This window comes from Massilia atriviolacea, assembly GCF_003953935.1.
Lineage (GTDB): Bacteria > Pseudomonadota > Gammaproteobacteria > Burkholderiales > Burkholderiaceae_D > Telluria_A > Telluria_A atriviolacea.
Window position 1 is genome coordinate 146,022 of sequence record NZ_RXLQ01000004.1, and the last position, 15,349, is coordinate 161,370.

Consider the following 15,349-nt stretch of genomic DNA (forward strand, 5'->3'; position numbering starts at 1 on the left):
GCGCTTTGTCTGTTGCGGTCTTTTTACGCGCTGTTCGATCCGGCCACCATCCCGGCCGCGATGAAGCGGTGCAGCGACGACCAGGGCCACTCCTGGGGCGCCCCGCACAGGCCGTGGCGCAGGGGATTGTGGTGGATGTAGTCGACCAGGCCGGCGTACTCGTCGCTCCCGACCGGATGCTGGCGGTAATGCGGTTCCCAGATGGTATCGGGCGCCGCGCCCGCGCGCGACTTTCCCAGCGACTTCCCCAGCGACTTCGAAAATGCGATCTTGACGGCGCGCCAGCGCGTCGCGCAATCGTGGTCGCCCGGCGGCAGGGTCCAGATGGCGTGGGCGTGGTCGGGCAGGGCGACCCAGGCGTCGACGTGGAAGGGTTTGCGGCTGCGCGCCTGGCGGATGGCTTCGCCGAAGGCGGCGATATGGTCGGTCAGCAGGGTGCTGTCGCGCCCGGACAGGCGCACCGTGAAGAAGTAGCTGTGCCCGGCGACCCGGTTGGCGCGATAGTCATTCATCTTTCCAGTGTGGCGGGCAGGCGCGGCTTGTCGTTCGATTGGCGCAAAGGTGGAGCGGATTTAAAGCGGACTGTACTGCAAAAAGCGCTGGCGCCACCCCGCGCAGGGGTGGCTTGCCGCGCCTGCTGTATCGCTTACACCGTCAGCGGCTTGTAGCGGATGCGCTTCGGCTTGGCGCCTTCTTCACCCAGGCGTTTCTTCTTGTCGGCTTCGTATTCCTGGTAGTTACCGTCGAAGAAGGTCACTTGCGAGTTGCCTTCGAAGGCCAGGATGTGGGTCGCGATGCGGTCCAGGAACCAGCGATCGTGGGAAATGACCATCACGCTGCCGGCGAATTCGAGCAGGGCATCTTCCAGCGCGCGCAGGGTTTCCACGTCCAGATCGTTGGACGGTTCGTCGAGCAGCAGCACGTTGCCGCCTTGCAGCAGGGTCTTGGCCAGGTGCAGGCGGCCGCGTTCGCCGCCGGACAGGTTGCCGACGATCTTTTGCTGGTCCGAACCCTTGAAGTTGAAGCGGCCCAGGTAGGCGCGCGAGGGCATGTCGAAACGGCCCACGGTGAGCATGTCGGCGCCGCCCGACACATCGTCGAACACGGTCTTGGTATTGGCCAGGTCGTCGCGGTTCTGGTCGACGATGGACACGCGCGCGGTCTTGCCGATCGCCACTTCGCCGCTGTCCGGCTGCTCTTTGCCGGTAATCATCTTGAACAGGGTCGATTTACCGGCGCCGTTGGGGCCGATGATGCCGACGATGGCGCCCGGCGGGATGGTGAACGACAGGTTCTCGATCAGCATGCGGTCGCCGAAGGACTTCGAGACGTTCTTGAATTCGATCACGTCATTGCCCAGGCGCTCGGCCACGGGAATGAAGATCTCGGAGGTCTCGTTGCGCTTCTGGTATTCGTGCTCGGACAATTCGTTGAAGCGCGCCAGGCGGGCCTTGCTCTTGGCCTGGCGGCCCTTCGGATTCTGGCGCACCCATTCGAGTTCCTTGGCGATGGTCTTCTGGCGCGAGGACTCGGTCGCTTCTTCCTGCTTGAGGCGGTTGCTCTTTTGCTCCAGCCACGAGCTGTAGTTGCCTTTCCACGGAATGCCGTGGCCGCGGTCGAGTTCCAGGATCCATTCGGCGGCGTTGTCGAGGAAGTAGCGGTCGTGGGTGATGCCGACCACGGTGCCCGGGAAGCGCAGCAGGAATTGTTCGAGCCAGTCGACCGATTCGGCGTCCAGGTGGTTGGTCGGTTCGTCGAGCAGCAGCATGTCGGGCTTGGACAGCAGCAGGCGGCACAGCGCCACGCGGCGCTTTTCGCCACCGGACAGGATGCCGATCTTGGCGTCCCACGGCGGCAGGCGCAGCGCGTCGGCGGCCATTTCCAGCTGCAGGTTCAGGTTGCCGCCGTCGGAGGTCGAAATGATCGCTTCCAGGCGCGCCTGTTCGGTCGCCAGCGCGTCGAAGTCGGCGTCTTCGTCGGCATACGCCGCGTACACCGCTTCCAGCTTGGCTTGCGCCTCGAACACTTCGCCCAGGCCCGATTCGACCACCTGGCGTACCGTCTGCTCGGGATCGAGCTGCGGTTCCTGCGGCAGGTAGCCGATGTTCAGGCCCGGCATCGGCACGGCTTCGCCCTGGATGTCGGTGTCGATCCCGGCCATGATTTTCAGCAAGGTCGACTTGCCGGAGCCGTTCAGGCCCAGCACGCCGATCTTGGCTCCGGGGAAGAACGACAGGGAAATATCCTTGAGGATCTGACGCTTGGGCGGGACGATTTTGCCCACGCGATTCATGGTATAGACGTAATTGGCCATTGAGTTTCTTGAAATGGGAACGGAAGGTCAACAGGATACAATAAGTCGCCCCGCTGTTGGCCCTTTCCTGCGCCGCAAGCGCGGGCGCCCCGCCGCAAGGGCGCGCGCCATGCGGGCTGCATGCCGTGCCGCCGGGTCATGTCGGAAAACTTTACACTTTTAAAAATGTTCAAGTGCAATGTTGCCTTAAGTCATTGATTCAGTGCATCTTTTAGTTGGGGGTATGGATATTGCTTTATTTTCAACGAGCAACACGCTCCGATAAAACTCACCTCCAACGCTTACCTGAAAAGAACAGACAATGACATCTCACTCGATCCGCAGCGTGCTCTCGGCCGTCCTGATGCTGGCCGCCAGCCAGGCGCACGCACTGCTCGTGACCAACAGCACCAGCGCCGATGCCCTGGCCAATGCCCTGGTGGGCGCGGGAGTCAAGATCAGCAACGCCGCCCTGGCCAGCGCCACGCCGGCCGCCAGCGGCCTGTTTACCGAAGGCGGCAATATCGGTTTCGGCCAAGGCGTCCTGTTGACCACCGGCACCACCAACTGCGCCATCGGCGGCAACAACGGCGGCAGCTGCTCCGGCGGCGGCAGGACCACCTCGCTCAAGTTCGATTTCACCAGCTCCACCGGCAACGTCTTCTTCAACTATGTGTTCGCGTCCGAGGAATACAATGAATTCGTCGGTTCCCAGTTCAACGACCTGTTCGAGCTCAAGCTCAACGGCGTGAACATCGCCTTGGTGCCAGGCAACAATGGCGTGGTGTCGATCAATAACGTGAACAACAAGTTCAATCCCGGTTTCTACCGCGACAATGCCAAGCAGACCGTCGATACCGGCTACGACGGCCTGACCACGGTCATGACCGCCAAGGCGTCCGGCCTGGTCGGCGTGAACACCTTCGAATTCCTGATCCAGGACCGGGGCGACACCAACCTCGATTCGGGCGTGTTCATCCAGGGCGGCACCTTCTCGGCCGACCCGGTCGGCGTGCCGGAACCGGGCAGCCTGGCCCTGCTCGGCCTGGGCCTGGCCGGACTCGGCGTCGCCAAGCGCAAAAAAGCGGCGTAATCCCCGCGCCTGCAGCAAGAACAGCGGCCCGGGCCGCTGTTTTTACATTCGCGCCGCCGGCTTACTTGCGCCTGAGCAGTCCCTCGGCCGCATACAGCGCCAGCGCGCTCCAGATGATGGCGAAGCCGATCATGCGTTCCTGGTTGAAGGCTTCGTGGAACAGGAAGATCCCCAGGCTGAGCTGAATGGTCGGCCCGATGTACTGCAGCAAACCGAGCACCGACAGGGGAATCTTGCGCGCGCCGCTGGCGAACAGCAGCAGCGGAATGGCGGTGATCGGGCCGGATGCGATCAGCAGCCAGCGCGTGCCGTCCGAGGGCGTGTTCAGAAAGGCGTTATCGCCCGTCATGGTCAGCCAGGCCACGAAGCCGAGCGCGAACGGGAACAGCAGCATGGTTTCGAACGACAAGCCTTCCAGCGCGCCCAGCGAGGCGGTCTTGCGCAGCAGGCCGTAGCCGCCGAAGGAAGCGGCCAGCAGCAGCGCGATCCACGGCATGCGCCCGGCCTGCCAGGTCAGCCACAGCACGCCGCAGGTGGCCAGCCCGATCGCCAGCCACTGGACCACGCGCAGCCTTTCCTTGAGCACCAGGAAGCCGAGCATCACATTGAACAGGGGATTGATGAAGTAGCCCAGGCTCGCTTCGATCACGTGGCCGCTGTTGACGGCCCAGATGTACAGCAGCCAGTTCAGGCTGAGCAGCAGGGCGCTGAGGGCGAAACTGGCGACCACGCGCGGCTGCCGGCGCAGCTCTCCCAGCCATGTCCACTGGCGCCGGACGGTCAGGACGATGACCAGGAACAGCAGCGACCAGAGCACCCGGTGGCCCATGATCTGGGCCGGCGGAACGTCTTTGAGGGCGTGGAAATACAAGGGAAACAAACCCCAGCACAGGAAGGCCAGGGCGGCGGACAGGATGCCGGTACGCATGAGTGACAATCAGAGATTCATTGGATCAACATTATCCCGCAGTTAGTGGAAGCTTGCTGGCTGCCGGGCAATTCCCGACGAGGCAAGAATGCGCATCGCGAACGCCTTCATGCGCACTCTGCGTTTATCATGGCGTCTTCGAAAGCAAGTGGATTCTTGCTGTAACCTGAGGTGTGAATGATGCAACGAATTGTGCTTGCTTTTTATACGGTCATCTTCTATTGTGCAATGCACCAAAACAAGAACATGGTGCAATCTTGACAGCGCAACACAAGAAAAGCAGCCTGGCGGCCCTGACCCTGGCCGCCGTCGGTATCGTCTACGGCGATATCGGCACCAGTCCCCTGTACACCCTCAAGGCCGTGTTCCACGAAGACCACGGCCTGGTCCTGAATACCCCCAACCTGCTGGGCATCATTTCCCTGATCTTCTGGGGCCTGACCCTGATCGTTTCGCTCAAGTATGTGGCCCTGATCCTGCGCGCCGACAACCGCGGCGAAGGCGGCATCATGGCGCTGATGGCGCTGGCGCTCAATTCGGTGACCAAGGCCTCCAAATGGTATTTCCCGCTGATGGTGCTGGGGGTGTTCGGCGCCACCATGTTCTACGGCGACAGCGTGATCACGCCCGCCATTTCGGTGCTCGGCGCGATCGAAGGCCTGGAAGTGGCGCTGCCCGGCATCCCCAACTGGGTGGTGCTGCTGATCACCGCCGTGGTGCTGGTGGCCCTGTATTCCCTGCAGCGGCGCGGCACGGCCGGCATCGGGCGCTGGTTCGGCCCGGTCATGCTGGCCTGGTTCGCCGCCCTGGCGGCAATGGGCGTGGTCAACATCGTCGAGGCGCCGCAGATCCTGGCCGCGCTCAATCCCTTGCATGCTTTCCGCTTCATGCTGGAAAACCAGTACACCGCCTTCATCGCGCTCGGCGCGGTGGTGCTGTCGCTGACCGGCGCCGAGGCGCTGTACGCCGACATGGGCCACTTCGGCAAGAAGCCGATCCGCGCCGCCTGGTTCCTGATCGCCTTTCCGGCGCTGGCGCTGAACTACATGGGCCAGGGCGCGCTGCTGATCATGCACCCCGAGCACGTCAGCAACCCCTTTTATAACCAGCTCGGCAGCTGGAGCATCTACCCGCTGGTGCTGCTCTCGACCATGGCCGCCGTGATCGCTTCGCAAGCGACCATTTCCGGCACCTTCTCGATGACCAAGCAAGCCATCGCGCTGGGCCTGATGCCGCGCATGCGCGTGCTGCACACCTCGGAAAGCGAGATCGGCCAGATCTACATCCCGGCCGTCAACTGGCTGCAACTGGTGGTGGTGCTGATCGGCGTGATGATTTTCCAGTCCTCGGACGACATGGCCGGCGCCTACGGCATCGCGGTCACCGCCACCATGCTGTGCACCACCATCCTGACCTTCTTCGTGACGCGCTACCGCTGGCACCTGCCGCTGGTGCTGTGCTTCGGCGCGACCGGCTTTTTCATCGTGATGGACATCATGCTGTTCTCGTCGAGCACCCTGAAACTGTTCCATGGCGGCTGGTTCCCGCTGCTGCTGGGCGCGATCCTGTTTACCGCCATGATGACCTGGAAGCGCGGGCGCCAGCTGGTGTTCGAAAACCTGCAGTCGCACGCCATCCCGCTCGACGAATTCCTGGAGTCGCTGTTCGTGGCGCCGCCCACCCGCGTGTACGGCACCGCCATCTTCCTGCGCGGCGAAAGCGACGGCGTGCCGCACGCGCTGCTGCACAACCTGTCGCACAACAAGGTGCTGCACGAGCGCGTGGTGTTCCTCACCGTGCACATGATGGAAGAGCCATGGGTGGCGGAAGCCGAACAGGTCAAGGTGACCGCGCTCGGCCACGACTGCTTCCAGATCAATGTCTACTACGGCTTCAAGGACGAGCCGGACATTCCCAAGGTGCTGGTCCAGTGCGCCGACCACGGCCTGCCGTTCGAGATGATGGAAACTTCCTTCTTCATCGCGCGCCAGACCGTCATTTCGGCCCCGGGCGGCGGCATGGCGCCATGGCGCGAGCATCTGTTCGTGACCATGTCGCGCAATGCGCGCGGCGCCGCCGACTACTACCAGATACCACCGAACCGGGTGATCGAACTGGGTACCCAGGTCGAGATCTGATCGTTGCGGGCAAAATACAAATCGATACACAAAGCCCACAATTTTGATGCGACATGGATAGTGCGGTGAGCGGCAAAGCTGCTAAACTTTGGCAACTTTTTCCGTCACCGCCCAAGGATTTCATGAAACTCAAGCTTACTCTCGTCGCCGCCTTCGTTGCCACGCTCGCCCTGACCGCTTGCGGCAGTTCGGATAACAGCCCGGTCCAGGTGCCGCCGCTGGCAGTGACCAACCCGGCCGCCTTCTCCAGCAAGGACATCTCGATCGGCACCGGCGCCGAAGCCGCGCTCGGCAAGAACATCACCGTGCACTACACCGGCTGGCTGTACGATTCGTCCAAACCGGACAACAAGGGTACGCAATTCGAAACCACCGTCGGCAAGACGCCGGCCACGTTCGCGCTGAACAAGGGCAACCTGATCGAAGGCTGGACCGACGGCATCCCGGGCATGAAAGTGGGCGGCAAGCGCACCCTGACGATTCCAGCCGCCAAGGCCTACGGCAGCGCCGGCCGCGGCGTCATTCCAGGCAACGCCGGCCTGGTGTTCGACATCGAACTGACCGAAGTCAAGTAATTTCCCCGCCGGCCCACTGATGGGGCCGATGTGGCGCGCGCCGCAGCGATCGCCATCGCATCGGCGCGCGCCTGATCCGCCTCAAGGAAAGCGGCCCAAGTCGGCCGATGCTGGATCTTTTCAGACCATGAAAGGATCCCGCCATGTCCCTCCGTACACGCTTGCCGGCGCTGCTGCTGCCGGTGCTGATGGCGCCGCTCGCCGGCCTTGCCGCGCCGCGCTACAGCGTCACGCCCCTGCCCGCCGCGACCAATCCGCTCGGCATCAACAATGCCGGCCAGATCGTCGGCGACCATCCCACTGCCGACGGCCGGCGCGGCTTCATCTGGTCCGCCGGCACGCTCGCCGTCATGGGTACCCTGGGCGGCACCGACAGCTCGGCCGCGGCCATCAACCGGGCCGGCCAGGCGGCCGGCTATGCCAGGCTCGCCAGCGGCGCCGCGCGCGCGGTGCGCCATGCGGGCGGCAGCCTGGCCGCACTGCCCGTCCCGGCCAGCATCGACAGCCTTGCCACCGCCATCAACGATGGCGGACAGATCGCCGGCCAGTATCTGGACAGCACGTCCTATCGCGCTTTCCTGTACAGCGGCGGCGCCAGCACCGACCTCGGCACCCTGGGCGGCAACTTCGCCTACGCGGCCGGCATCAACAATGCCGGGCACGTGGTCGGGGTGTCGGCGCTCGACGACAGCACGCCCTGGCTGGCGCACGCCTTTTTGTACGCCGACGGCCGCATGAGCGACCTCGGCACCCTGGGCGGCAGCTACAGCGCGGCGGCCGACATCAACGAGGCCGGCCTGGTGGTCGGCAATGCCTGGGTGCAGGGCAGCGAGCACGCGTTTTTGTACGCTAACGGCAAGATGAGCGACCTCGGCACCCTGGGCGGACGGCGCAGCTTCGCCCACGCCGTCAACCGGGGCGGCCAGGTGGTGGGGCGCTCCGACACGCCCGGCGAGAACGGCTCGGCCGCCTTCCTGTACGAGGGCGCCGCCCTGATCGACCTGAACACCCTGATCGATCCGGCGCTCGGCTACACCGTGCACAACGCCACCGGCATCAACGACAGCGGCCAGATCGCCGCCTATGGCTGCCGCCTCGGCGGCAGCGAATGCGGCGGCCTGCTGCTGCAACCGAGCCCGGCGCCCGAGGCGGGGACCTGGGCCATGTTGCTGGCCGGATTGGGGATGCTGGGCTGGCGCCGCCTGCGCATGACATAACACAGGGTACGCGGCGGTGCGGCGCGCACGATGGCAGCTGGTCCACCTTCGAGGAATTCGCCATGTCGACTCCCCTTGCACTTGCCCTGCTGCTGTCCGCCGCCACCGCCGCCGCCGCGCCGGCCTATACCCTGACCGTTTTGCCTGATGGAATGTCCCCTTCCGGCATCAACAATGCGGGCCAGGTCGTCGGCACCCGCAACGACCACGCCTACCTGTGGTCGAGCGCGGGCGGGATCGACCTCGGCACCCTGGGCGGCGCCAGCAGCAGCGGCGCCGCCCTCAACCGCTTCGGCGAGGTCACCGGCGGCGCGCTCACGGCCAGCGGCGAAGAGCACGCCTTCATCTACAGCAAGGGCGTCATGAGCGACCTCGGCCTCGTCGGCGGCGGCGACATGACGCGCGGCATGGCGATCAACGACCTGGGCCAGGTGGCGGGGATATTTCATGCGCCCAGCGCCGGCTGGGGCGCCTTCGTGCGCCAGGACGGCCGGCTGCGCGACATCGGCAAGCTGGGCGGCCAAAGCATCTGGGCCACCGGCATCAACAACGCCGGGCGCGTGGTCGGCAGTTCGCTGGGGCAGGGCGAATTCCATCCGCCGCAGACGGCCTTCATCTACGAGAACGACGTCATGAGCGCGCTCAACTATTCGCCCTCGGGCAGCAGTACCGCCAACGCCGTCAACCAGGCCGGCCAGGTCACCGGCACCGACTGGCACGGGCCGGAGTCGGCCTACCTGTACACCAACGGGATGACGCAAGTCCTGGGCAGCATGTACGGCCTGGCCGCCTGGGGCACGGCGCTCAACAACCGGGGCGAGGTCGTCGGCAACCTGGGCGGGGCGCTGCAGGTGCCCTTCTTTGCGTTCATCTACGCCAACGGCGCCATGAGCGACCTGAATACCCTGATCGACCCCGCGCTCGGCTGGACCGTGCACAGCGCCGCCGGCATCAACGACCTGGGCCAGATCGCCGCCTACGGCTGCCACGACAGCGGCGGCTGCGGCGGCTTGCTGCTGCAGCTGACCAGCCCCGTGCCCGAGCCGCAGGCCGCGGCCATGCTGCTGGCGGGACTGGGCCTGCTGGCGGCGGCGCGGCGCCGGCGCCGCGCTTAACGCAGCATATCGATGTGCATGATGCCGTCTTCGTCGTAGGGGGCGCTGACGGTGGCGAAGCCGAAGCTGGCGTAGAACCCTTCGAGGTGCTGCTGGGCGCCGATGCGGATGCGCTGGCCCGGATGCTGGCGTTCGGCGCGCGCGATGCCCTCGGCCAGCAGCGCGCGTCCGCTGCCGCCGCCGCGCGCGCCTTTGGTGGTGAGCACGCGCCCGAGCGACATCTCGTCGAACTTCACCCCGGGCGCGATGCAGCGCAGGTAGGCGGCCAGCACGCGCGCGCCGTCGACCGTGTGCCAGCCGAGCAGGTGGTGCGCGCCCTGGTCGTAGCCGTCGAGGTCCGGGTACAGGCAGCGCTGTTCGAGGATGAACACATCCTGGCGGCTGGCCATGAGCGCGTACAGGTCGCGGCCGGACAGCTGGTCGAAGCGGCGCCATTCCCAATCGATGGGCGGATTGCGTGGCATGGTGGGGCCTTTCATGGTTCTAGTTAGCGGTTTCGAAGCCTTCGAGCACATTGACGACATTGATGCCGATCTCGCCGACCGCATAGCCGCCTTCGAACACGAAGGCGGTCGGCAGGCCGGTATGGGCGATGCGCTCGCCGATGCGCAGGAAGTCGCCGCTTTGCAGCGCGAACGAGGACAGCGGATCGCCCGCGAAGGTGTCCACCCCGAGCGAGACCACCAGCGCATCGGGCGCGAAGCTGGCCAGCTTGACGCAGGCCGATTCCAGCGCCAGGAACCACTGGGCCGGGGTCGACCCGGCCGCCAGCGGCAGGTTCAGGTTGTAACCGGTGCCCTCGCCTTCACCGGTCTCGTTGGCGTGCCCGAGGTAGAACGGATACTCGGTGCGCGGATCGGCGTGGATCGAGATGAACAGCACGTCGTTGCGGCCGTAGAAAATGCTCTGCGTGCCGTTGCCGTGGTGGTAGTCGATATCGAGGATGGCGACCTTGCTGGCGCCGTCGTCGAGCAGGTGCTGGGCCGCCAGCGCGGCATTGTTCAGGAAGCAGTAGCCGCCGAAGAAATCGGCGCCCGCATGGTGGCCGGGAGGGCGGGTCAGGGCGAAGGTGCCGCGTTCGCCGAGGCGCAGCGCATGCGCGGCATTGACCGCGCAGTCGGCGCCGGTCTTGGCGGCGATCCAGGTGCCGGCCGTGAGCGGGGTGCCGCTGTCCATCGAGTACAGGCCCATGCGCGCGGCGAAATTATCGGGCTCGATATCGCTGCGCATGCCGCGGATCGGCCACACCGACGGAAACGCGTCCTTGTCGGCATTGGCTTCGTCCAGCGCGACCCACTCGCTCCAGGCGTTGCGCAAGAAGTGCAGGTAGCGCGGCGTGTGGATGCGTTCCAGCGAGACCAGCGACACGCCGTGCGGCGTGACGATCCTGCCCAGGCCGCGCCGTTCGAATTCGGCCAGCACCATGTCGACCCGCTCCGGCTTTTCGAAGCAGGGCACGAGGGCGCCGCGAAACATCTCGTGGCGCCCGCGGTGCTGGGCATGGTGTTCGTTATAGAAGGTCAGCACGGCCGTTCCCCGCTCGCTGCCCTAGTCGCCACACAGTGTGCTGCTGTTGTAGGCGGCCACGAAGTCGTCGAAGCTGCCGGTCTGGGTCTGCTCGACGATCAGCTGTTCGGCCAGCGAGGCGGCCGCCATCTCGTCGAACAGCGCCGCTTCGGCCGGCATCAGCGGGCTGTCGCGGAACGCCGCCGCATGCAGCTCGCTCTGGCGCAGGCCGAACGCGGCCGCCGAGCCGAGCGCGCGCACCTCGTCCAGCACCCGCGCCGACGGCGTCAGGGCCGGATTGGCGACCTTGGCGCGCTGCGCCGCCAGCGAGGCGGCATGCACGCCGTCTTCGTTGTGCTGGCTGTCGAGCAGCGCCGCCACCGGGGCGATGCGCTCGATCAGCTGGTTGGCCCACTCCTGCAAGGCCACTTCTTCGCCGTTGCGGGTCAGGGTCAGGCCCGGACGGCGGCCTTCCTTCACCGTGCGCGCGAAATTGCGGGCGTGCACCTGGCTGTCCATGTGGTTGATCAGCGGGCTCTCGTCGAGCGCGCAGAACAGCAGGAAGGCATCCATGAAGCGGCCCGTCTCGACGCTGATGCCGATCGGCTCGAAGGGATCGACGTCGAGGCAGCGCACTTCGATGTACTGCACGCCGCGCTTGCACAGCGCCTGCACCGGGCGCTCGCCGGTGCGGATCACGCGCTTGGGCCGGATCGTCGAATAGTATTCGTTCTCGATCTGCAGCACGTTGGTCGACAGCTGGATCCACTCGCCATCGCGCTTGGTGCCGAGCGCCTGGTACGGCTTGTAGGGGCGGTTCACCGCGTCCATCAGGGTGGTGACGTAGCTCTCCAGCGAATTCTCGTGCGGGGTCAGGCCCGACTGCGCATCGTTCTGGTAACCGAGGTCGCTCATGCGCAGGCTGGTCGCATACGGCAGGTACAGGGTGTCGCCGGAGAGCGTGTCGAGCTGGTGTTCGCGCCCGCGCAGGAAGCCGGTCGACAGCGCCGGCGAGGCGCCGAACAGGTACATCAGCAGCCAGCTGTAGCGGCGGAAGTTGCGGATCAGGGCGATGTAGCTTTCGGACTGGAAGTCGCGCAGCGCGCTGCGCCGTTCTTCGGCGATGCCTTCGCTGCTGGAGAACAGCTGGAACATCTGCTCCGGCAGCGAGTAGTTGTAGTGGATGCCGGCGATGCACTGCATCGCCTTGCCGTAGCGCAGCGCCAGTCCGCGCCGGTACACATGCTTGAGCATGCCGATGTTCGACTTGCCGTACCAGGCGATGTCGATCTCGGCTTCGGCCGGCAGCTCGCACGGCATCGATTCGCTCCACAGCATCTCGTCGCCCAGCTTGGTGTAGGCGTAGCGGTGGATGGCGTCGAGCTTGTGCAGGGTGGTGCCGATATCGTTTTCCGCCGGCGTGATGAATTCGAGCAGGGCTTCGGCGTAGTCGGTGGTGATCTGCGGGTGGGTCAGGGCGGAACCCAGCGCTTCCGGGTGCGGCGTGCGCGCCAGGCGTCCGGCGCGGTCCACGCGCAGGGTTTCGCGCTCGATGCCGCGCAGGCCCTGGCCCAGCAGGGCGCGGTGTTCATCATCGTCGAGCAGGGCCAGGCGGCGGGTCAGTTGGTTCGACACGGTGAATCCTTTCTTGTACTGCCAAATAGGTAAGTGCTGCGAGATTAACCGAAATCCGGCAAGCGCGCCCGAGGTCCGGATTTCCTGCTGGGATGGGGCCGGCTTTCTTATTTTATATGCAATGCGATCGGCTACGAGGCCGGCTTCCTGGCCGCCGCGATCCAGGCGTCGACCTGCTGTTCGAGCAGCGCCAGGGTCAGCGGCCCGTTATCGAGCACCACGCTGTGAAAGCGCCGGATGTCGAATTTTTCGCCCAGCGCGGCCTGCGCCTTGTCGCGCAGCGCGCGGATCTTCAGCTGCCCGACCTTGTAGCCGAGCGCCTGTCCCGGCCAGGCGATGTAGCGGTCCACTTCCAGTTCGTTGTCGCCGGGCGCGTTGGCGGTGTTGGCGTTCATGTAGTCGAGCGCCTGCTGGCGCGTCCAGCCCTGGGTGTGGATGCCGGTGTCGACCACCAGCCGCACCGCGCGGAACATCTCGGCGTTGAGGTGGCCGAAGGCCGAAAACGCGTCCTTGTAAAAACCCAGTTCGGGACCGAGCGTCTCGGCATACAGGGCCCAGCCTTCGCCGTAGGCCGCGTGCCAGCCGTGGCGGCGGAAGGCCGGCAGGTCGGCGATGCCGGCCGCGCGCACCACCTGCAGGTGGTGGCCGGGCAGCGCTTCGTGCAGGGCCAGCGTTTCCATCTCCCACATGGGGCGCGTTTCCATCAGCGAGGTGTTGACCACGAACGCCGCCGGACGGTCGGCGCTGCCGGCCTCGTACCAGGCCGCGCCCTGTTTTTCGGTGCCCGGGCCGGTGGCCGCCTTGACCAGCACCTCCTGCGCGGGCACGGCCGCGAACAGTTTCGGCACGGCCGCGCCGGCGCGCGCGATGATGCGCCGGTAGCGCGCCAGCAGCGCGTCGCCGCTGGTATAGAACAGGCGCGGATCGGTCTTGGCGAACGCGATGAACTGGGCGAAGCTGCCGGAAAATCCGGTGCGCGCGATCGCCGCCGTCATCTCGCCGCGCAGGCGCGCCACTTCCTTCAGGCCGAGCGCGTGGATGGCGGCCGGCGCCATGTCGACGGTGGTCTGGCGCGCCACCGCCAGCAGGTAGTAATCGAGGCCGGAGGGCAGCGCGCTGGCCGCGATGCTGTCGCGCGCGCCCGGCACGTACTCGTTGCGCAGGAAGTCTTCCAGCTCCTGCAGCGCCGGCGCCACGCGGTTGCGCAGCATGACCGGGCCGGCCAGCGCGAGCGCATCGCGCACCGGCTTGTCGATGGTGGCGGGGATCTGGCGGAAGGGCAGGCCGAGCGCGCCGTCGACCGCGTTTTCGCGCAGTTGCCTGAGCATCGGCGGCACGCCGCGCACCGCCGCTTTCGGCGCGACCCAGCCGCTGCGCATGCCTTCGCGCAGCTGCTCGATCAGGCCCGAGACATGGGCCGGCACCGCGTCCAGGCGCGCCAGGTAGTTGCGGTAGTCGTTCTCGGTGGCGAACGGCATCTGGGCGGCCACTTGCGCCAGCGTGACGTGGATGCCGGCGTAGGCGCTGATCGGCTGCGCCTGGAACGGGTACAGCGCGGCCGCCTTGACCGCCTGCTGCTTTTCCCACACGAACAGGTCGTAGGACAGCTGCTGCTGGGGCGAGAGCCTGTCGCGCTCGATCTGCCCGGCCTGTTCCAGCATCTTGCGCTGGTGCGCATTGGCGGCCCGGCTGGCGGCCAGGGTGGTGTCGCTCAGGAGCGTGTCGTAGCGGTAGTCGCCCAGCGAGGTGGCGTATTCGGGCTGGTTTTGCAGGCGCCATTCCCAGTCGCTGTCGAACAGCGCGCGCGCCTGCTGGTCGGGCGTGGGCCGTTCGGCGGCGGCGCGTTCCGCTGCCGGCTTGTCGGGCACCGACCGTTCGGGCGCGGCGGCCTGGCCCGCGCCGGCGTGCAGCGGGGCGAGCATCAGGACACAGCTGGCGATCAGTTTGCGCATCTGGTCATTTTAGCAAAGGGGACGGTGCGTACCTTGCACCGCAGAACTTATGTAGTGCCGCTCAGCTGTCCACCGCCGAGCCGTCCGCCGCTCACGCGTTCGATGCCGGCCAGGTCGCGCCAGCTCCGCACCTCGCCGTAGCCGCCGGCGTCCAGCAGGGCGCGCACCTGGGCCGCCTGGTCGTAGCCGTGCTCCATCAGCAGCCAGCCCTGCGGCGCGAGATGGTGTGGCGCGCCCGCCACAATGGTGCGCAGGGCCGACAGGCCGTCGGCATGGTCGGTCAGCGCGCCGGCCGGCTCGAAGCGCAGGTCGCCCTGGGCCAGGTGGACGTCGCCGGCGGCGATGTAGGGGGGATTCGAGACGACCAGGTCGAAGCGCTCGCCGGCGATGGCGCCGAACCAGTCGCTTTGCACGAAGCGCACGGCGGCGCGGTTGCTGGCCGCATTGGCGCGCGCCACGGCCAGCGCGGCGGCGCTGACATCGAGGGCGGTCACGCCGGCGTCGGGCCGGGTGTGCGCCACGGCCACCGCGATGGCGCCGCTGCCGGTGCCCATGTCGAGCATGCGCCCGCGCACTGGCAGGCGTTCGAGCGCCAGTTCGACCAGCAGTTCGGTATCGGGACGGGGAATCAGCACGGCCTCGCTGACGGCGAAATCGAGGCCGTAGAATTCGCGCTTGCCGACGATGTAGGCAATCGGCTCGCCCGCCAGGCGCCGCTGCACCAGCGCCGCCAGCGCCTCGGCCTCGGGCTCCGTGAGCGCGCGTTCCGACTGGGTGATCAGGCCGATGCGCGTGATGCCGAGCGCATGGCAGGCCAGGATGCGGTTTTCCAGCGGGTCGAGCGGCAGCAGCGATTGCAGCGCGCCGACGCGCGCGCCGGCGACGATGGCGGCCACG

General features: G+C 66.4%; 13 protein-coding genes. 5 read left to right on the forward strand and 8 right to left on the reverse strand.

The window, feature by feature from the left end:
- Window positions 1-23: 23 nt before the first annotated feature.
- Window positions 24-512, reverse strand: a complete 489-nt coding sequence (locus tag EJB06_RS08650; protein ID WP_126073618.1) for an REP-associated tyrosine transposase — start codon at window positions 510-512, stop codon at window positions 24-26.
- Between the two features lie 134 nt (window positions 513-646).
- A complete protein-coding gene (gene ettA / locus EJB06_RS08655) occupies window positions 647-2,314 on the reverse strand; it encodes an energy-dependent translational throttle protein EttA (RefSeq protein ID WP_126073619.1) in 1,668 nt (555 codons plus the stop codon).
- Between the two features lie 301 nt (window positions 2,315-2,615).
- Between ettA and EJB06_RS32460 the strand changes: the two genes are divergently transcribed.
- Entirely contained in the window at window positions 2,616-3,386 is a 771-nt protein-coding gene (locus tag EJB06_RS32460; RefSeq protein WP_229426982.1) for a choice-of-anchor L family PEP-CTERM protein, read from the forward strand.
- 61 nt (window positions 3,387-3,447) lie between these two features.
- Here the strand turns inward: EJB06_RS32460 and rarD are convergent, their stop codons facing one another.
- On the reverse strand, window positions 3,448-4,314 hold the full coding sequence (gene rarD, locus EJB06_RS08665; RefSeq protein ID WP_126073958.1) for an EamA family transporter RarD: 867 nt from the start codon (window positions 4,312-4,314) through the stop codon (window positions 3,448-3,450).
- Window positions 4,315-4,571: 257 nt separating this feature from the next.
- Here rarD and EJB06_RS08670 point away from each other — a divergent pair, with 257 nt between their 5' ends.
- The 4 genes from EJB06_RS08670 to EJB06_RS08685 all read left to right on the forward strand — a co-directional run bounded on the left by EJB06_RS08670 (window position 4,572) and on the right by EJB06_RS08685 (window position 9,359).
- On the forward strand, window positions 4,572-6,452 hold the full coding sequence (locus tag EJB06_RS08670) for a potassium transporter Kup (protein ID WP_126073620.1): 1,881 nt from the start codon (window positions 4,572-4,574) through the stop codon (window positions 6,450-6,452).
- 122 nt (window positions 6,453-6,574) lie between these two features.
- Window positions 6,575-7,027 carry an FKBP-type peptidyl-prolyl cis-trans isomerase gene (locus EJB06_RS08675; RefSeq protein ID WP_126073621.1) on the forward strand — a complete coding sequence of 151 codons (453 nt, stop codon included), beginning with the start codon at window positions 6,575-6,577 and terminating at the stop codon, window positions 7,025-7,027.
- A gap of 143 nt (window positions 7,028-7,170) precedes the next feature.
- Window positions 7,171-8,244, forward strand: a complete 1,074-nt coding sequence (locus tag EJB06_RS08680) for a DUF3466 family protein (RefSeq protein ID WP_126073622.1) — start codon at window positions 7,171-7,173, stop codon at window positions 8,242-8,244.
- A 62-nt stretch (window positions 8,245-8,306) separates the two neighbouring features.
- A complete protein-coding gene (locus EJB06_RS08685; protein ID WP_164557869.1) occupies window positions 8,307-9,359 on the forward strand; it encodes an HAF repeat-containing PEP-CTERM protein in 1,053 nt (350 codons plus the stop codon).
- On the opposite strand, the gene EJB06_RS08690 is transcribed toward EJB06_RS08685, so the two are convergent.
- The 5 genes from EJB06_RS08690 to prmC all read right to left on the reverse strand — a co-directional run bounded on the left by EJB06_RS08690 (window position 9,356) and on the right by prmC (window position 15,348).
- Window positions 9,356-9,823, reverse strand: a complete 468-nt coding sequence (locus EJB06_RS08690) for a GNAT family N-acetyltransferase (protein ID WP_198420792.1) — start codon at window positions 9,821-9,823, stop codon at window positions 9,356-9,358. The genes EJB06_RS08685 and EJB06_RS08690 overlap by 4 nt on opposite strands.
- Before the next feature lie 19 nt (window positions 9,824-9,842).
- A complete protein-coding gene (locus EJB06_RS08695) occupies window positions 9,843-10,886 on the reverse strand; it encodes a histone deacetylase family protein (protein WP_126073625.1) in 1,044 nt (347 codons plus the stop codon).
- 21 nt (window positions 10,887-10,907) lie between these two features.
- Window positions 10,908-12,500 carry a glutamate--cysteine ligase gene (gshA, locus tag EJB06_RS08700; RefSeq protein WP_126073626.1) on the reverse strand — a complete coding sequence of 531 codons (1,593 nt, stop codon included), beginning with the start codon at window positions 12,498-12,500 and terminating at the stop codon, window positions 10,908-10,910.
- A 131-nt stretch (window positions 12,501-12,631) separates the two neighbouring features.
- Window positions 12,632-14,452, reverse strand: a complete 1,821-nt coding sequence (locus tag EJB06_RS08705) for a DUF885 domain-containing protein (protein ID WP_126073627.1) — start codon at window positions 14,450-14,452, stop codon at window positions 12,632-12,634.
- Between the two features lie 47 nt (window positions 14,453-14,499).
- The gene (gene prmC, locus EJB06_RS08710) at window positions 14,500-15,348 is read right to left on the reverse strand and encodes a peptide chain release factor N(5)-glutamine methyltransferase (RefSeq protein ID WP_370660119.1); all 849 of its coding nucleotides are present in this window, start codon (window positions 15,346-15,348) and stop codon (window positions 14,500-14,502) included.
- Window position 15,349 lies beyond the last annotated feature (1 nt).